Annotated in this window: 15 protein-coding genes; 8 read left to right on the top strand and 7 right to left on the bottom strand. The window is 43.3% G+C overall.

The window, feature by feature from the left end:
• Positions 1–47: 47 nt before the first annotated feature.
• Together FTU37_RS04635 and FTU37_RS04630 are read right to left on the bottom strand one after the other, a co-directional pair.
• Complete coding sequence (locus FTU37_RS04635) at positions 48–1,244, bottom strand: MFS transporter (protein ID WP_180004611.1); 1,197 nt, start codon at positions 1,242–1,244, stop codon at positions 48–50.
• 123 nt (positions 1,245–1,367) lie between these two features.
• Positions 1,368–2,285 (bottom strand): DMT family transporter, encoded by a 918-nt coding sequence (locus tag FTU37_RS04630; protein WP_180004610.1) that lies wholly within the window; start codon positions 2,283–2,285, stop codon positions 1,368–1,370.
• Between the two features lie 941 nt (positions 2,286–3,226).
• Between FTU37_RS04630 and FTU37_RS04625 the strand changes: the two genes are divergently transcribed.
• The 5 genes from FTU37_RS04625 (at position 3,227) to FTU37_RS04605 (ending at position 8,453) form a co-directional block, all read left to right on the top strand.
• The gene (locus tag FTU37_RS04625; RefSeq protein ID WP_078191288.1) at positions 3,227–4,354 is read left to right on the top strand and encodes a Re/Si-specific NAD(P)(+) transhydrogenase subunit alpha; all 1,128 of its coding nucleotides are present in this window, start codon (positions 3,227–3,229) and stop codon (positions 4,352–4,354) included.
• An 11-nt stretch (positions 4,355–4,365) separates the two neighbouring features.
• Entirely contained in the window at positions 4,366–4,686 is a 321-nt protein-coding gene (locus FTU37_RS04620) for a proton-translocating transhydrogenase family protein (RefSeq protein WP_180008997.1), read from the top strand.
• 3 nt (positions 4,687–4,689) lie between these two features.
• A complete protein-coding gene (locus FTU37_RS04615) occupies positions 4,690–6,144 on the top strand; it encodes an NAD(P)(+) transhydrogenase (Re/Si-specific) subunit beta (RefSeq protein WP_078191286.1) in 1,455 nt (484 codons plus the stop codon).
• Between the two features lie 346 nt (positions 6,145–6,490).
• On the top strand, positions 6,491–7,822 hold the full coding sequence (locus FTU37_RS04610) for an ammonium transporter (protein WP_180026761.1): 1,332 nt from the start codon (positions 6,491–6,493) through the stop codon (positions 7,820–7,822).
• Positions 7,823–7,835: 13 nt separating this feature from the next.
• Positions 7,836–8,453 carry a hypothetical protein gene (locus FTU37_RS04605; protein WP_180123881.1) on the top strand — a complete coding sequence of 206 codons (618 nt, stop codon included), beginning with the start codon at positions 7,836–7,838 and terminating at the stop codon, positions 8,451–8,453.
• Positions 8,454–8,544: 91 nt separating this feature from the next.
• Here the strand turns inward: FTU37_RS04605 and rsfS are convergent, their stop codons facing one another.
• From rsfS to FTU37_RS04580, 5 genes are all read right to left on the bottom strand, one after another.
• Positions 8,545–8,946 carry a ribosome silencing factor gene (gene rsfS / locus FTU37_RS04600; RefSeq protein ID WP_078191283.1) on the bottom strand — a complete coding sequence of 134 codons (402 nt, stop codon included), beginning with the start codon at positions 8,944–8,946 and terminating at the stop codon, positions 8,545–8,547.
• Between the two features lie 73 nt (positions 8,947–9,019).
• Positions 9,020–9,817 carry a hydroxypyruvate isomerase family protein gene (locus FTU37_RS04595; protein ID WP_078191282.1) on the bottom strand — a complete coding sequence of 266 codons (798 nt, stop codon included), beginning with the start codon at positions 9,815–9,817 and terminating at the stop codon, positions 9,020–9,022.
• A gap of 42 nt (positions 9,818–9,859) precedes the next feature.
• Positions 9,860–10,729 (bottom strand): NAD(P)-dependent oxidoreductase, encoded by an 870-nt coding sequence (locus tag FTU37_RS04590; protein ID WP_180078719.1) that lies wholly within the window; start codon positions 10,727–10,729, stop codon positions 9,860–9,862.
• Positions 10,730–10,761: 32 nt separating this feature from the next.
• Positions 10,762–11,550: a crotonase/enoyl-CoA hydratase family protein gene (locus FTU37_RS04585; protein WP_180085557.1), complete on the bottom strand. Its 789-nt coding sequence runs from the start codon at positions 11,548–11,550 to the stop codon at positions 10,762–10,764.
• A 111-nt stretch (positions 11,551–11,661) separates the two neighbouring features.
• On the bottom strand, positions 11,662–14,469 hold the full coding sequence (locus FTU37_RS04580; RefSeq protein WP_180123880.1) for an ATP-binding protein: 2,808 nt from the start codon (positions 14,467–14,469) through the stop codon (positions 11,662–11,664).
• Between the two features lie 153 nt (positions 14,470–14,622).
• Here FTU37_RS04580 and cysM point away from each other — a divergent pair, with 153 nt between their 5' ends.
• The 3 genes from cysM to rlmD are packed head-to-tail and all read left to right on the top strand — an operon-like array spanning position 14,623 to position 17,789.
• Positions 14,623–15,543, top strand: a complete 921-nt coding sequence (gene cysM, locus FTU37_RS04575; protein WP_078191278.1) for a cysteine synthase CysM — start codon at positions 14,623–14,625, stop codon at positions 15,541–15,543.
• 32 nt (positions 15,544–15,575) lie between these two features.
• On the top strand, positions 15,576–16,394 hold the full coding sequence (locus FTU37_RS04570) for a 3'-5' exonuclease (RefSeq protein ID WP_180004601.1): 819 nt from the start codon (positions 15,576–15,578) through the stop codon (positions 16,392–16,394).
• A gap of 6 nt (positions 16,395–16,400) precedes the next feature.
• A complete protein-coding gene (gene rlmD, locus FTU37_RS04565) occupies positions 16,401–17,789 on the top strand; it encodes a 23S rRNA (uracil(1939)-C(5))-methyltransferase RlmD (protein ID WP_180123879.1) in 1,389 nt (462 codons plus the stop codon).
• Positions 17,790–17,815: the final 26 nt, after the last annotated feature.

The following is a 17,815-nucleotide window of genomic DNA, read 5'->3' as shown; positions in this document are numbered from 1 at the left end:
AAAAATAAAGCCACTTATTGTGGCTTTAGAGCAATGATCCATACATTTCATTGTGGATATTTCAGTTGCCGTGCAGTATAGAGTTGATCGATTAATACGAAAAATCCAGCAGCAATTACTAAAGCAATCCCTGTCATGCAGGTGGTGGTCCAGCCACCATGATGCCATGCAAACACGCCCAAAGCTGAACCACATGCACCACCGACAAAATAAAACGTCATGTAAATTGAATTGATTCGAGAGCGTGCAATCGGGTTGAGTTGGAAGATAATATTTTGATTACAGCTATGTACCATAGCCAAACCGAGGTTGATTAAACCATAGCCCAAAATATAAAAGGCGAGGGAGCTTCCACCCAAATATAGCAGTCCCCAACTGAGGGCTAAGATACTGCAACCGAGCCAAGTTAATTTTCTGTTGAAACCCAAATCCGCCCAACGCCCGATCCACTGTGTCGATAGGGCACCAAACACACCAACTAAAGTTACAACACCGACCCAAACATCGGCCAACTGAAAAGGTGGCTCAGTCAGTAACATGGCAATGGTGGAAAACAGCATACTCATCGCAGCAAAGACACAGCCCCCAATCAGAGATCGGAAAATTAACCGTGGCTCATGTTTGAGTAATGCGCCCATTGACTGGAAAACTTGGCTGTAGGGCATCCGTGTGATGCTGACCACGGGCAGACGTTTTTTGAGTAAGAGTGCTAATACCAACATCAAGAGCGCACTGAGGATGTAAATCGATTTCCAATGAAACAGATAGGACAATAAGCCAGAGAGACTGGTCGATAACAGAATGCCGACCAATAACCCACTCATTAAAAAGCCAACAACTGCCCCAATTTTTTCAGGTCGTATCGCAACAGTGACCAAAGGGATAAGAACCTGAGCAGCCACTGAAAATAGCCCCGTGATAATGGTTCCTGCCCAAAGCATGTATAGATTGGTCGAAAAAGCACAGAGGGCTAAACCGACAGTCGCACCAAGCATGAGTAATGGAATAAATTTGGCTTTATTCACAATATCGCCAATCGGCACAATAAACAGTAGACCCAAAGCATAAGAAATTTGCGCAAAGGTGACGGTTAGCGCAACTTCAGATTGTGGAATTTGAAAGCTCTGTTGGATAGAAGCCACTAAAGGTTGGCAATAATAATTGGCACCCGCACATAAACCACATGCAGCAGCCATAAGCCACAACAGGGTTTTATCATGGCTAATGTCGATCGAGGCTTTCATAAATTGTCCAGATATTGGGCGGAAGCGTATGCAAAGAATTTGCTGCCACGCTGTTGTGGTCACTATAAGGAAAATCAAACAGGTCTTAAAGTGTTTCTCTGTGAATTGTATCCACGCACGCGTTTAGGATTTCTTACTGAGACTGATCATCAAGACACCCAGCATATTCAGACCGCAACCGACCCATTGCCATAGGTTTAAGTGTTCATTCAATAAAGCGACGGCCAGTAAAATCGTTAAAATGGGCCCGATAGATGCAATCATGGCCGATTGTGCAGCCCCAAGTCGGACGATACTTTGCATCATCAAAATGGTTGGAAGCACGGTTACCAATAGTCCTAGCGCTAAACCATACAGCCAGACTTGACTCGGGAGTTGTTGGAGCAAGGCGATAGGCTGTGGTGTTGCAAATAGAAAATGAATAATCGTCCCAACGCAGGCTATGCTCAGGGCTAGACCAGTAAAGTGTAAAGAACCAAACTTTTGCATGAGGCCTGGCGTGAGTAATAAGTAAATTGCAAATAACACGGCACTGGCAAAAACCAAACTACATCCGAGCCAAAAATACTGATCATGTGGTGTGGTACTTTGTTCTTGTAGCATCACTAACACTGTCCCGCCATAACTTAAAATCAGGGCAAGGATGGTTTTAAAACTCAGTGGCTTTTTGAATAAAACAGCGGAAGCCAGTACAGTTAATGTGGGATATAGAAAAAGAATAATCCGTTCAAGCGAAGCACTGATATACATCAAGCCACGGAAGTCGAGCCAGCTTGAAAAGTAATAGCCGATTAAACCGGAAATGAGCAAAAGTACCCAATCTTTTCGTTGAATCGTTTGATAGGAACGTCGACTTAGCCATGCAATGACCAAGAAAAACGGCAATGCACTCATCATGCGTAAAGCCATGAGGACAGTGGCATCGACAAGAGGAGAAAGTGCATAGGCTTGCTTAATAAAAATCGCTTTGGTACTAAACAAGAAGGCAGCAATCAGCGCAAAAATTGCACCGATGAAGTGCGGACTAAGGTTTCTTGACATAAGTTAAGGTGTGCCTCATGACGACTGAACGAATTCGACAGCATTGTTCCGATAAATTTGAACTGTCATTTTGATTATAAAAAATGCATCGTGTGAGTAAAAATGCAAAAAAAGAATAGTACTTATTCCTTTATGCATAAGGGATTGCTAGATCAAACATGAAAAAAAGCTGAAGAAATGACCAATTTGGTTTTGAATTTTTTAATCTCAACATGACTCGGCAGGTCAAATATATCAGGCTGAAACATTTAAGGTGAAAATTGCACACAAATGGTGCAATAGTGTTTTTTAGGGATAGAAACTCAGTAGCGATATCATGATGCTAAATATTCAAAAAATTATTTTTTTAACTAAAAAAGTCAATTCTAAGACTTAAGGCGAAGCATCAGGTGGGGAGGACAAGATCTCAATAAACCCGAAACGTGCGCAAAAATCCATCGGATATTCAAGCTGACCGATTTGACGAGACTGTGGCAGAAAAAAGTCAGTTTTCAACACAGGTCAGCACGTCAAAACTGTCAAATGAGTCAACGAACTGATGCAGTTTGGATGAAAGAGTGGCTTTACCTGACTTAAGTCGATTTTTCACGACACGTTCAGGTCATTCTGTGTTGAATGAAAATGTCACAATGATCAATACAGTGAAACAATCTGCACTAAAACCAGCGAAATTATTTATGTTTTTGGTCTTAAGTAATATTAAAAAGTTATAAATAGGATAAAAATGAGTAATAAATCGACAAATAAAACTGAATAAATGAAATATCGCACTATTCTTTTCATGAATCATGAGTTCAAAATATGGGTATTTATTAAATAAATATTGGGTAGTATTTTAAAAAAGTTCAATTAGAATCCAAAAATTGTACAAAAACACATCCTGAGGGGAGACATCGCGGATTGCGATGTTTACTTAAGAAAAATTAGCTTGAGGAACGCTCATGCAGATCGGAATTCCAGCCGAAACTGTTGTCGGTGAAAATCGCGTCGCTGCGACGCCTGAAACAGTAAAGAAGTTGATCAGCGCTGGTCATAGCGTCGTTATTGAACGTGGAGCAGGGGTAAACGCTGCTTACATCGATAGTGCCTATGAACAAGTTGGTGCCAAAATTACGGATGATGCCTATACCGGTAGTCAAATGATTTTGAAAGTTCGTGCGCCTAAAGGTGACGAAATTCAAAAACTCACAGCGGGTACCACCGTTGTGGGGATGTTTGACCCTTACCGCAACACCGAACTTGACCAATTTGCGTCACAAAACGTGTCTGCATTTGCATTGGAACTTTTGCCACGGACCTTATCTCGTGCGCAAAACATGGACGTACTTTCATCTCAAGCCAACCTTTCAGGTTATAAATCTGTGCTTTTGGCTGCGGCAGAATATCAACGTATGTTCCCAATGCTGATGACAGCAGCAGGTACAGTAAAACCTGCACGTGTGGTGATCATGGGCGTAGGTGTCGCAGGCTTACAAGCCATTGCAACAGCGAAACGTTTAGGTGCCGTAGTTGAAGCAACTGACTTACGTCCTACAGCACGTGACCAAGTTGAATCTTTGGGTGGTAAATGGTTAGACGTACCAATGTCACCAGAAGAGCAACAAAAAGCAGCTGATGCTGCGAAAAATGGTTATGGCTGGATGCCGGGTGAAGACTACATTCGCGACCAAGCGATTATTGTTGATAAAGCCGTATCGAATGCTGACATCGTGATTACGACTGCATTATTACCGGGTCGTGACGCACCACGTTTAATCAAAGCAGAAACCGTTGCCAAAATGAAACCGGGCTCAATCATTTTAGATATGGCGGTTGAAACTGGCGGTAACGTTGAAGGTTCTGTTTGCGGCGAAAATGTCGTGACTGCAAATGGTGTGAAAATTCTCGGTATTCCAAATATTCCTTCAACAGTTTCGACTGAAGCGTCGGCACTGTACGCACGTAACGTTTTGAATTTCATAGAAACCATGTTTGATAGCGAAAAGAACTTCGCGATTAACCCTGAAGAAGAAATTCAAAAAGCACTACTTGTCACTCATGGCGGCCAAGTGCTGCTGAAACGTGGTTAAGGAGAATCATCATGGTTGAAACGATTACTATTTTTGTCTTGGCAATCTTTGTTGGTTACTACGTGGTTTGGGGGGTAACACCTGCGCTACATACACCATTAATGGCTGTAACCAATGCTTTGTCATCGATCATTATCGTTGGTGCGATGATTCAAACCGTTGGCATCCCAGGCATTGTGGATGCAAGCGTACAGTTCCAAAGCATTAACGTGGTAAGTATTTTAGGTGCGGTTGCCGTTTTCCTTGCAAGTATCAACATTTTTGGTGGCTTTGCGGTGACTGCACGTATGCTTGAAATGTTTAAACCTAAGCAAAAGAAAAAAGAGGGTTAATCCATGGAATTCATTAAAGAATATGCGGATTGGTTCTACCTGATTGGTGCCGTTCTTTTTATCTTAACGTTGCGTGGTTTGTCTGGTCCGAAAACTGCGATTCAAGGTAACCGTTACGGCATGATCGCAATGGCGATTGCTGTAATTACTACATTCTTTGTCGCAGATCATCCAGTGATTTGGATGATTGTGGGTGCAATGGTGTTGGGTGCAGTCGTAGGTATTGCACGTGCAAAAACAGTTCCGATGACTCAAATGCCTGAAACTGTGGCACTGATGCACTCATTAGTCGGTTTGGCTGCGGTACTGATTGCGATCGCTGCAATTCTACATAACAACCAATTGACTGCGGCATTCGCGGAAAATGAAGCAGTATTAACAGCTGCGGGTGTAGAACATGCTCATATGAGCAAAGTTCATTTATTTGAATTGTTTGTAGGCTGTTTCGTTGGTGCGATTACCTTCACAGCATCGGTATTTGCTTACGGTAAATTGGCTGCGAAGAAATGGGCAAAAACCATTTCAGGTGGATGGGTAAAACCTGTTCAAGCCTTAATTTTCCTTGCGATGTTGGCGTGTGGTATCTACTTCTTCACTACAGGCAACATGAATGCTTTCTGGGCAATGACTGTTCTTGCACTTGCATTTGGTTGGGTATGGATTGCGCCAGTAGGCGGTGGTGATATGCCAGTGGTGGTATCGCTACTGAACTCGTTCTCAGGTTGGGCAGCAGCAGGGATTGGTTTCACGCTTGAAAACAACATGCTGATTGTTGCAGGTTCACTGGTTGGTTCATCGGGTGCGATTCTGTCTTACATCATGTGTAAAGCCATGAACCGTTCAATCATCAACGTTTTGTTTGGTGGTGCAATGGGTGGTACCGCAGTAGCTGCAGCGGATAATGGTGAAAAAGCACAGCGTAATCACCGTTCAGGCTCTGCAGACGATGCTGGCTTCTTGATGTCAAATGCGGATAGCGTGGTGATCGTACCGGGTTATGGTATGGCGCAAGGTCGTGCACAAAATGCCGTGAAAGAATTGTGTGAAATCTTAAAAGAACAAGGTGTAAAAGTTCGTTTTGCGATTCACCCAGTGGCAGGTCGTATGCCGGGCCACATGAACGTACTTTTAGCTGAAGCTGACGTTGCATATGAAGACATTCTTGAAATGGACGAGATCAACTCTGACTTCCCTGCAACAGATGTAGTACTCGTGATTGGTGCGAATGACGTTGTGAACCCAGCGGCAAAAGACGATCCAAGTTCTCCAATTTACGGTATGCCAATCCTTGAAGCGCATAAAGCACGTACCATTATGGTGATCAAACGCTCTATGGCTACAGGCTACGCAGGTCTAGATAATGACTTGTTCTATAACGATAAAACGATGATGATCTTCGGTGATGCGAAGAAAGTTGTGGAAGATATGACAAAAGCCATTAATGGCGGTGGTCATTAATCCATATTGCCAAAGTCCCGCTGTGATAAAGCGGGATTGAGGAAGATTTAAACCACCTTCGGGTGGTTTTTTGTTTTCTTCGCTTTTATTTTCTTGGCTTTTGATTAATGAATGCTTCACACTAAAAGTGCACAAATATTTAGCGCATCAGGTGCTTGAATCAAATTGATGCGTGTTTTGAAACCAAGGTACAGATCGATGAGCTGTTTTGTTCCATTAAATTCGATCTCAGTGATTCAAAATATTGTCGCGAACTGGTTTTGTGACGCAATGCATTGAAAAATAATTAATTGTCTGAAATTTGGTATTCTTTTTGCACAGCATGGTTATTCTTGGGGGAATAATCATGAAAAAAACATACTTGATGGCACTGTTTCTGAGTGTCCTGACATCGACTGCATGGGCAGTTGACCCGCAAATCGCCAGTAATATTCAAGACATTCGTATTTCGCTCGACAGTATTTGGGTGGTACTGGGCGGTATCTTGGTGTTCTTTATGCAAGCCGGATTTGCCATGATCGAAAGTGGTTCAGTTCGCAGTAAAAATACCGTGAATGTACTCATGAAAAACTACATGGATGCCTGCTTGGGTGGTCTGGTGTTTTGGTTGGTGGGTTTTGGTCTGATGTTTGGGGTCAATACCACGGGCTGGTTTGGCTTCAGTCATTTTGCACCCGATCAACTGGATGATTGGCACTGGAACCTTCTATTTTTCCAAATGATGTTTGCTGCAACGGCAACCACCATTGCCAGTGGTGCAATGGCAGAGCGGATTCATTTTGTCGCTTATGTGGTGAGTGCGGCCGTTGTCTCAGGTCTGATTTATCCTGTCTTTGGTAGTTGGGCATGGGGCAGTTTATTTGGCGGAGACGGTTGGTTAAAAGCACTCGGATTTATCGACTTTGCAGGTTCGACCGTGGTGCATTCAATGGGCGGCTGGGTTGCCTTGGCTGGCATCATTGTATTGGGACCACGTTTGGGTCGATTTGGACGCAATGGGCAAAGCCATTATTTACCAGGGCATAACTTACCTTTGGTAGCATTAGGCGGTTTTATTTTATGGTTAGCATGGTTTGGTTTTAATGCAGGCTCGACCATTAATGCCAATGTCAGCGTAGGACGTATTGCTTTAAATACGCATCTTGCGGCGTGTGCTGCCGTGGTTGCATATATGTTGCTCTGTCTCATCCGATCTAAAGCCATTTTGATCCGCAGTACGATCAATGCCTCACTGGGTGGCTTGGTTGCCATTACGGCAGGCTGTGCAACGATGTCTCCACTGTATGCGGTCATCACCGGTTTATGTGCAGGTGTGATGGTGACCTTCCTACCAATGCTCATGGAAAAAATGAAACTGGATGATGTGGTTGATGCGGTGACCGTGCATGGATTCTGTGGCGCATGGGGAACATTGGCTGCAGGGATCTTCCTTGAAAATAATATGTTTAATGGCGATGTCATCGCGATACAAGGGCTTGGAGTGATTGCAGCCTTTTTATGGGGCTTTGGCGTTGCGTTCATTGTATTTAAGGTCTTGGACAAATTGTTGGGCGGCTTACGGGTGAGTAAGCAACATGAACAACGGGGTTTGGACTATACCGAACATGCTGAATTGTCTTATCCCGAGTTTCAAAAAGATGTGACTTTTGAAACGGATGATATGACCAAACGTCATTAATAGGAGTAAAGCAATGAGCACCGAACTGTTGAATTTAGCACAACGCCGCGAAGCTTTAGAAAAAGGCTTACAACAATTTATTCATGGGACTTTACTCGACAGTGCGCTACGGCACTGGGAACAGCAGTACAGCATGAAACCGTCATTTGTCTTGAATCGCTTCTTAAATGATATCTGTACCACAGAGGAGCTTCGCTTTTATCGTAAAGATATGCTGAAGCAAGTTTTGTATGAGTTATCTACCTTAGAAAAGCAGGAACTGTTACGTGCTGAAAAACCACAGGAGCAGGTGCAAGAAGACGAGCTCATTGCAGAGACCATTAGCGAAGCTTTTTTAGGCTTTATCGAGTCAGTCATGCTGACGGTGAAATCTACAGATCAGGCTGATTTCACCCAAGATGTGATTGAGCAATTAGAAGAAATCGGGCTGGCAATTGCGGCAAATGCACAAATAAATACGGCGAGTTTTGTCGAGTTTTTGCCCTTGACCAGTTATGCCAAAGTTTTAACGAGCATTTATGAAGTGTATTGTGACTTTTATGGCCCGATGCGTGCAGACCAAGTTTATGCACAAACAAAGCTGAAAATTAAAGCCAATTATCCTGAGGTGGATTTACATCAACTGCTTTAGTGCAGTGGTAAAACACCATGAAGCTGATTGTCCGTGTATAAAGTGAAGGGATAAAAAAAGCGACCTAATTAGGTCGCTTTTTTCTGGAAGCTTAAGCTACAGTTTCTGGAGCTGTACGCCATAAGCTTTCTAAATCATAGAATTTACGTGCTGTAGGTAACATCACATGTACCACTACAAAACCGAGATCAATCAGGATCCATTCTGCATCACGTTCGCCTTCAACACCGATAGGGCGGAATCCAGCTTTACGTGCTTCTTCTGCCACGTTGTCTGCAAGAGACTTAATGTGACGAGTTGAAGTACCGCTCGCAATAACAATCGCATCTGCTACGTTGCTGATAGTGCTGATATCAAGTTCAATAATATCTTTGGCTTTTACATCTTCAAGTGCTTCACGTACAACAGCTAAGCAAGCTTGTACGTCTTTGATTTGCGTTGATTTTGCGAGATCGAGAGAATTAGAAGCGCTGGGCGATGGTTCTAAATTCATAGAGGGTATGATTTCCTGACAATTTTACATGATCTAATATAGCGGTTTTGTTGCTGAATTTCAAATCAACACGTCATTGACCATTGGCTAAATGAGGGAAGTATTTGTCTTTCCACGCAAAAGAATGTGATGAGTTGCTTCGTGGTCGGTATTCAGCCGCGATGTAACCTGTATATTGGCTTTGATCTAACCATTTAAAAATCTCTGCAAATGGAATCTGCGCTGAGTCAGGTTCATGTCGCCCCGGACAGTCAGCAAACTGTATGTGACCGATATCCTGAATATTTTCTGCCAAAGTACTGAGAATATCTTCACCCATCATCGCCATGTGGTAGCAGTCATATTGCATCTTCAAAGTAGAGTGTTGTACAGCTTCAAGCATTTCCTGAGCTTGGGCAATATTTTGCACCAAAAAGCGCGGCATATCAGTGCCATTAATCATTTCAAATACCGGTTGAATATGATGTTCGGACAACATGTGGCATGCCAGTTTAAGGTTGCTCGACAAGGTATTTAAACATGGGAGTAAGTCTGCATCTTGGGGCTGTTTGCCGGCTAAAATATTGACACTCGGTACATTTAACGCAGTGGCATAGCGAATACATTGCTCTAAGGCCTGATGAAATTGATTTTCACGCCCCGGAACTCCCGCAAGACCATCGCCGCCTTGCATCAAATCACCCGCAGGGACATTAATTAAACACAGGCTTAAATCATTGATAGTGAGCTGGGTTTGGATTTGCTCAATACTCAGCTCATACGGAAACTGAATTTCTACATGCTTAAAACCGTGTTCACGAGCCAAAGCAAAACGCTCTAACAACGGCACTTCGGTAAAAATCATGGATAAATTAACCGCGAGCTGAGTCATGTATATCGTCCTTGAAGCAATTTACTTCTAAAGTGAAAGTCGTTAGTTTTGTTCGACATGTTGAATGATGGTGGCTAAATCTTTTTCTGCAAAACCATTGTCCTGATGGGCTTTGAGTTGCGATAAAGCAAGGCTGGCAACAGGGATGCTTAATTCAAACTGGGCAGCCAGTTGGACTGCATTATTCAGGTCTTTAGATAAAGTTTGAACTTTCCATTGCACGGGTTCGAACTGATGCGTTGCCATACGTGGGGTTAAAATCTGAAAAGGTTTTGAGTCTGCAAATCCACCGGCAAGCGCTGGCGCTAATAACGTGGTGTCTACACCTGATTTCTCGGCTAATGCGACGGCTTCAGCGATTAACGTGCTATTGGCAGCGACGATCAGCTGATTACAAATTTTGGTGGCTTGGCCTGTACCTGAGTCGCCCATGCGGGTAACGCGTTGAGATAAAACATTGTAGATCAGACTCAAATCTTGAATCGTTTGAGCATCACCACCGGCAAAGATGACCAAGGTGCCTTGCTCAGCGCCTGCTGTGCCCCCAGAAACAGGAGAGTCAATCCAAGTGACTTGTTTTAACTTTGCAGCATGAGCCAATTGATGGGTTTGATTTACAGAAAGACTCGAAAAATCGACAATAATTTGTCCTGCCGCTAAATGATTTTCGATGCTTGCATACACCGCGGCAACAGCAGCATCGTCTGCGAGACAAGATAAAACCACAGGATAATGGGCAATCTTCTCCAATTGAAGCGCTGTCGCGCCAATCGCAATCAACTCATCACACGCAGCAGCAGTTCTGTTCCATACCGCAACTTCAAATCCTGCCTGAATGAGACGCGTGGCCATACGGCTACCCATCAGCCCCATACCTAGAAATGCAATTTTTGTATTACGATCAAACGCCATGTGCTGTACTCAATCTATCCTGTGTGACTATTTTACTTATATTGGCGTGGTAAAAACTGAACCTCTGGGTTCTTGTCTTTTTTACGTGCCAATTGGCTGTTTTTGCCGAGCAGTAATTTTAATTGCCAGATTTTTTCTAAGCGTAAAGATCGTTTTGGACTATGTTCCATGGCATCTAAGACTTGTTTTGCTGCTGCCAAAGCATCTGGTGAACGTTGCGATAATTCTTCGGCTAACTGCTGCGCTTGAAGCAAAGGCTGTTCATTTAAATGCGTCACTAAGCCAATATCCTTGGCATATTCTGCGTCAAAAATACGTGCTGTTAAGGTTAATTCTTTGGCTAAATCCAGTCCAATCACACCTTTGAGCGAGCGAGTTAAGCCCATATCAGGGACTAAACCCCAACGACTTTCCATAATCGACATTTGCGTTTTCGGGTGGGCAATACGGATATCGGCAGCCAAGGCAAGTTGCATGCCTGCACCAAAACAAAAGCCTTCAAGTGCGGCAATCACCGGCACAGGAAGTTGTTGCCAAATCAGAAAGGCTTTTTGAAATAAACTTTGACCGGGCTTTAACAGTTCCCACGCGGCATAGGCACGATTTTTCGGATCATTGAGGTCAGCCAAATCAATGCCAGCACTAAATACATTGGCTTCACCCGTTAAAATGACACAGCGTAAGCTACGATCTTTTTTTAATTTTTCAGCGGTGCTGACCAATTCTTTGAGCAATGCAAAGCTCATTGCATTACGTTTTTCTGGACGGTTTAAGTAAACCGTTGCAATGCCATTATTTTTTTCTACACGTAATAAAGCCATGGTAATTACTCTTGTTGTTTCTGCGCCCGAGCATAGCATGCACCCTGACAGGATACATGACAGTGCAGTCACAACAGAAGCTGGACGGCACTGACTTTAGTCGGACTGTGCTTAATTATTTTGTTTGGCTAAGATTTGTTGAGCCGCGTGTTCAACTTGAGCCATGACATTTTTTAACTCATCAAAACGGTTCAGGGTTTCTTGGACAAAAGCGTCATCTGCTTTACGGCGTTCCTTACGTAAGGTCGATACAAACTGCTCAAAATGACCTGAAACCTCTTGGAGGGTCGGAGCGCCCACATAGCGGGTTGCGCCATAAAGCCGATGTAGCACATGCTCTAATTGTGGAAAATCTTCATCTTCGATGAGTTGAGCCATTTCATGGATTTCTTGCTCAAAGCTATCGACGAGCATTTTCAGTAAATCGACCGCAAGGTCTTCTTTATTCGCGGCCAACTGCAAGCTTTGTTGCCAATCTAAAATACTCGGCTCTAGGGCTTCAATCACTGAACTGCGCTCTAAAACCGGTACTTTCTTAAAGTTATCGGTAGTCCATTGGGTCAAGATTTGAATAATTTGATCCATTTGAATGGGCTTGGTGACATAGTCATCCATACCGCTTTGTAGGAGTTTTTGTTTTTCATCAGAGAGCGCATGTGCCGTCAAAGCGATAATTGGAAGGCGCTTATGATTTTCGAAGGTTGACTCAAGTGAACGAATAGCGCGCGTGGTATCGACACCTGACATCACAGGCATTTGAATATCCATAAAGATGAGGTCAAAAGCTGCCAAACCTTGCTCTTGGCGAGCCTGAATGATTTCGATGGCTTCTTGTCCACTCAAAGCCTTAGTGGTTTTAACATTTAACTCAGAGAGCAGGGCTTCAAGCACAATCAGGTTTGGTAAATGGTCGTCGACAGCTAAAATGTGCAGACCTTGACCATTAAATTCTTCATGTTGCTCCTGATCAAACCAAGGCTCATTACTCAATAAATGAACCAATGCTGTACGGCTGAGGGGTTGATGCAATGGGCGAGCACGGTACTCGTTCAACATGCTTGGATCGAGCATCATTTGGTAGCCATAAACTGCTAAGTTACCGCTATAACGATGACGAATTTCTTTCAGTAAGGCTTCGGAGTCACCACTATGGTCAACAATTAACCAAGTATTTTCATTGGTTTTTAGCTGATTGAGACGGCTAAATAAATCTAGGATTGACTGCGTTTCAATATGTTCAACATCATAATTTTCTAAATAATGACGTAGGACATTGGCAGTTGCTGGATGTGCCAAGTAGGAAACGACTTGTAGATTGCTAAATTGTGGATGCACAATTTCAATTTCTTCATCGACCACAAAGCGCGCAGTAAACCAGAAGGTTGAGCCTTTTTCTGTTGGGGCACGTTCTTGGTTATCTTCAAAGCCAATTTGTCCATGCATCAGGCTGACCAATTGTTTGGAGATGGCAAGACCTAAACCTGTACCGCCAAATTGACGGGTCACAGATGCATCACCTTGCGAGAAGGATTCAAACAGTTTCTTACGGTCGGTACCGCTTAGGCCGATACCACTGTCTTGTACACTAAAGTGCAGCAGACATTGACCGATGTCATCATGCTCCATACGGACACGGACAATAATTTCACCATCTGGAGTGAATTTAATTGCATTTGAAATTAAGTTGGTCAAAATTTGCTTGAAGCGTAGGACATCACCAACCACAAATTTCGGCACATTGTCCGCATAGTAGAAGGTCATATCGATGTGTTTTTGTGCTGCCAATGGCGACAACATATCCATCACATCAAAGACGGCTTCTTCTAAGTCGAATTGCGCAGTTTCGAGTTCTAGTTTGCCTGCATCGATTTTCGAGAAATCAAGCACGTCATTAATTAAAGCCAATAAATGCGCAGAAGATTTACGAATCGTTTGTAGATATAAATTTTGCTCATTACTGAGGTTGCCTTGGCGCAGTAAAAGATGAATAAAACCATCAATACTGTTCAGCGGTGTGCGCAGTTCATGGGAAATATTGGCCAAAAACACCGATTTTGATTGGTTTGCTTGAATTGCTTGGTCACGTGCTTGACGATAGGTAATATTTTGCACTTCTAAAGTATCAAGCGTGCGCCTTAAGTCATCTTCTGTTTGTTCGGTATGTTCACGCAGCTCTAAGAAACTGAAATGTAAGCGTTTAACCACATTGGCAATATCACGCTGTAATAAACGGAGCTCGCCAGTACTGTTAATGATCATGTGCTGATCTAGAGTATCGGCATTTAAACGTTGTAACTGCATGCGAATTTCGTACATTGGTGCGATCCAACGACGTGAATAAAAATTCAAACACAGCAAAAGTAATAGGAGCGTCAATAAGCCTGTTGCAATCAACACGATTAACACGCGATAGCGGGCAATTTGCAGCGGTTGATTGTCCAGTTCAATGCTTAACCATGCCGGCGTCTGGGTTGAATCTGAAATTTTCAGGGCATAAATATGGTTGCCCTGATGTGCAATCGGTCCAATAAAAGATGCTTTACTGTCAAAAGCAGGCCAAATAGCTTGATCTTGAAAGCCGATGCTCAGGCGGTTGTTGCCTTTAAGATCTAAAATTGCAGCACGAATCAAATGTTTTTCATTCAACATGCTTTGCATGGCATTACGAGCTTGATCAAACTGCCACGGATAAAGGTTGAGTAACTCTATGGCAGATTCTGACGTGGGTTGATAGCGCGTCAGGATCGCGACAGCCATTTGTTTTTGTTGTGCTTTGGCTGCATTGGAGGTTTCTGTTATTACCAACATTGCACCGACACAGGCCAAAATGGTGATCGGCACAAAAATAAGTGCAATCAACTGACCATAGGCATGATTTAAGTGTAGGCGTTTAAAAAGCTTTTTGTTGATATTTGACATGGTTTAAGCAGTTTATTCCTTATGCCCCGAATATTAGCATGGATTATTTAAAACTGATTGTGCTTTAATCACTTTCGCGAAAAAGCGAGGCAAATGGGTGCAGGCAAAGGCATTTTTTCATACAATAGGCGCACCTCGATATAGGTGTGAATAATGAGTAATACAACCCCTGATTTTCAAGCAGACGATTTTTTATTAGACCATTACGTCGGCAACACGCCGTTAGTGCGTTTACAACGTCTGGCAAGTCATACTCAAGCAACAGTATTAGCCAAGTTAGAAGGTAATAACCCAGCGGGTTCGGTCAAAGATCGCCCTGCATATAACATGATTATGCAAGCGGAAAAGCGTGGTCAGATTAAACCGGGTGATACGTTGATTGAAGCGACGAGCGGAAATACAGGGATTGCTTTAGCCATGGTTGCTGCAATGCGTGGCTATAAAATGACTTTGATCATGCCTGCAAGTTCTAGCCAAGAGCGTAAAGATGCCATGCGTGCCTACGGTGCTGAACTGATCGAATCTGAAAACATGGAAGAAGCACGTGATCTTGCCCTTCAAATGGAAAAAGACGGCAAAGGTTTAGTCCTAAACCAGTTTGGTAACCCGGACAATGTGGAAGCACATTACCTCACTACGGGGCCTGAGATTTGGAAACAAACAGGCGGTAAAATTACACATTTCGTCAGCTCAATGGGAACCACTGGGACCATTATGGGGATTTCGAAATATTTAAAAGAACAAAATCCGGATATTCAAATTGTTGGTTTACAACCGTCTGAAGGTTCAAACATTGCCGGTATTCGCCGTTGGCCACAAGAATATCTTCCTACGATTTTTGACCCTTCACGTGTTGATCGCATTATGGATATTCCGCAAATTGAAGCGGAAAAAACAGCTCGTCGTTTAGCACGTACAGAAGGTATCAGTGCAGGTACCTCATCGGGTGGTGCGGTATGGGCTTCAGTTAAATTGGCTGAAGAAAATCCGGATGCCGTGATTGTTTGCATCGTATGTGACCGTGGTGACCGATACTTGTCTACTGGTCTATTCTCTGTTGTTGATCCTGAATAATTACAGTGGCCGATTGGCACTGGTGAGTACTTATGCGTTTACCTGTTTTAATTTTTGATATCGAAACACTGACAGATTTGAAGTCAGGTGCGCATTTGTATGGACTGGATCTGCCTGAGGTGGATCTAGATGCTGCGCTGACTAAACTGCGTCGCCAAGAGGCGGGCACGGATTTTCAGCGTTTGGCCTTGCATGAAATTGTCTGTATCTCTGGACTATGGATTGATGAAAAGGGCATGAAGTTGTTTTCATTTAGCCGTGAAGACAATAGCGAAGCTGAAATTTTAAAAAAATTCGTTTCTATTTTTGAAAAGCGTCATCCGACCTTGGTCAGTTGGAACGGTTCACAGTTTGATTTGCCTGTGATTTTGTTCCGTGCCATGTATCACGGACTATCTGCACCAAGTTTGTTCGATCAGGGCGAGATTGATACGCAAAAGCGCTATAATAACTACCAGAATCGTTATCATCATCGTCATGTAGATTTGATGGATGTCATGGCCATGTTCCATGGTCGTCATTTTCAAAAGCTCGACGATGCAGCACATTTACTTGGTTTCCCCGGTAAACGTGGTGATGGTGGCTACCATGTGCCTGAATATGTACGTGAACAACAGTGGATGGAACTGACCAGCTACTGTGAAGGTGATGTGCTCAATACATGGTTGATTTATTTACGCTGGCTGTTGCTGAAAGGACAGTTATTGTTGAATGATCATCAGCACTTGATTCAAAGTACGATTCAATATTTACAAACTCAGCCGCAACACGCTGACTTTTTATCGGTATGGCAGCAAACCTCGCAACGTACCGAATTCACTCAATCTGATTTCCCATCTTCCACACATTAGGTACGCATGAAACACAAAGCCAAACCCCAAAAAGCCCAACAACCCATTTATACATTTCAGGTTGAATCGCTTTCACATGAGGGGCGAGGCATAGCGCACTTTGGGACGCATCCAGATCATCCTACAGAAAAACACGGTAAGAAAGTATTTATTCGTTATGCCTTGCCGGGTGAAACCGTGCGTGCGCGTATTACCAATGTCGTTAAGCGTCTCGAAGAAGCAGACAGTCTAGAATTGCTGAGTGAAGAGTCTGCTCTACGGGTAAAACCTACCTGTTTACATTATGGGGTCTGTGGTGGTTGTAGCATGCAGCATATCCATCCCGACGAGCAAATTCGTTTAAAACAAGATGTTTTACAATCACATTTGCAACATTTTGCCGGCATTCAGCCTGATCAATGGTTAGCTCCTTTACGTTCATTGCGTGAAGACTACCGTCGTAAAGCACGTATTGGTGTGCGTTACCTACCTGCAAAAGATAAGCTCGTGGTCGGCTTTCGTGAGAGCCAGTCAAATAAACTGACTTCGATTGACCGTTGTATGGTGTTGGATCGTGAGTTTGGCTCAATCACCACACTCAAACAATTGTTACAAAGTTTGCAAGGTAAAGCAGATATTGGGCATATGGAACTGGCCATGGGAGATCAAGAAATTGCCCTCCTAATTCGTCATACGGCGGAACTTTGCGCGGAAGATGTCAACCAATTAGTAAAATTTGCGTTACATAAAGAGTGGCAACTGTACTTACAACCTGAGGGGCCAGACAGCTTACATCGCGTGGATCATCCCGATGCACCGATGCGTCTGCACTATGGTCTAAGTGACTTTGCTGTGAAATTTGGCTTTAATCCTCAAGACTTCACGCAAGTGAATTCCACGATTAATCCGCAAATGGTGAAACTGGCATGTGAATTGCTTCAGTTACAACAAGGTGAGCGAGTTCTAGATCTGTTTTGTGGCTTAGGAAACTTTTCTTTACCACTTGCTCAATGTGTGGGTTCAACGGGTCAAGTCATTGCAGTTGAAGGGAGTGAAGAAATGGTTCAGCGTGGTGCAGAAAATGCACAAAACAATGGCCTTTCGCAACTGAAATTTTATTCACAAGATTTAACAAAAGATTTTTCGCATCATTCTTGGGCAAAACAAGGATTTGATGCATTATTGATAGACCCACCACGTTCTGGTGCAGAAGAAATAATGCGTTATGTGCCCAAATTTGGTGCAAAAAGAATCGTTTATGTGTCATGTAATCCTGCAACACTAGCACGCGATGCTGGAATGCTGGTACAACAAGGCTACCGCTTGAAAAAAGCGGGTGTCATGGACATGTTTACCCATACAGGGCATGTCGAATCGATTGCTTTGTTCGAAAAAGAAAATCAGATAAACGATTAAAAGTTATGAAGCGTAGAAAACTAGGA

The organism is Acinetobacter sp. YH12097 (assembly GCF_013419225.1).
Taxonomy (GTDB): domain Bacteria; phylum Pseudomonadota; class Gammaproteobacteria; order Pseudomonadales; family Moraxellaceae; genus Acinetobacter; species Acinetobacter amyesii.
This window is presented reverse-complemented; position numbering and strand designations above follow the sequence as displayed.

Coding starts and splice junctions, on each gene's coding strand:
- FTU37_RS04635 (WP_180004611.1), bottom strand. CDS start 1,244: ATGAAAGCCTCGATCGACATTAGCCATGATAAAACCCTGTTGTGGCTT.
- FTU37_RS04630 (WP_180004610.1), bottom strand. CDS start 2,285: ATGTCAAGAAACCTTAGTCCGCACTTCATCGGTGCAATTTTTGCGCTG.
- FTU37_RS04625 (WP_078191288.1), top strand. CDS start 3,227: ATGCAGATCGGAATTCCAGCCGAAACTGTTGTCGGTGAAAATCGCGTC.
- FTU37_RS04620 (WP_180008997.1), top strand. CDS start 4,366: ATGGTTGAAACGATTACTATTTTTGTCTTGGCAATCTTTGTTGGTTAC.
- FTU37_RS04615 (WP_078191286.1), top strand. CDS start 4,690: ATGGAATTCATTAAAGAATATGCGGATTGGTTCTACCTGATTGGTGCC.
- FTU37_RS04610 (WP_180026761.1), top strand. CDS start 6,491: ATGAAAAAAACATACTTGATGGCACTGTTTCTGAGTGTCCTGACATCG.
- FTU37_RS04605 (WP_180123881.1), top strand. CDS start 7,836: ATGAGCACCGAACTGTTGAATTTAGCACAACGCCGCGAAGCTTTAGAA.
- rsfS (WP_078191283.1), bottom strand. CDS start 8,946: ATGAATTTAGAACCATCGCCCAGCGCTTCTAATTCTCTCGATCTCGCA.
- FTU37_RS04595 (WP_078191282.1), bottom strand. CDS start 9,817: ATGACTCAGCTCGCGGTTAATTTATCCATGATTTTTACCGAAGTGCCG.
- FTU37_RS04590 (WP_180078719.1), bottom strand. CDS start 10,729: ATGGCGTTTGATCGTAATACAAAAATTGCATTTCTAGGTATGGGGCTG.
- FTU37_RS04585 (WP_180085557.1), bottom strand. CDS start 11,550: ATGGCTTTATTACGTGTAGAAAAAAATAATGGCATTGCAACGGTTTAC.
- FTU37_RS04580 (WP_180123880.1), bottom strand. CDS start 14,469: ATGTCAAATATCAACAAAAAGCTTTTTAAACGCCTACACTTAAATCAT.
- cysM (WP_078191278.1), top strand. CDS start 14,623: ATGAGTAATACAACCCCTGATTTTCAAGCAGACGATTTTTTATTAGAC.
- FTU37_RS04570 (WP_180004601.1), top strand. CDS start 15,576: ATGCGTTTACCTGTTTTAATTTTTGATATCGAAACACTGACAGATTTG.
- rlmD (WP_180123879.1), top strand. CDS start 16,401: ATGAAACACAAAGCCAAACCCCAAAAAGCCCAACAACCCATTTATACA.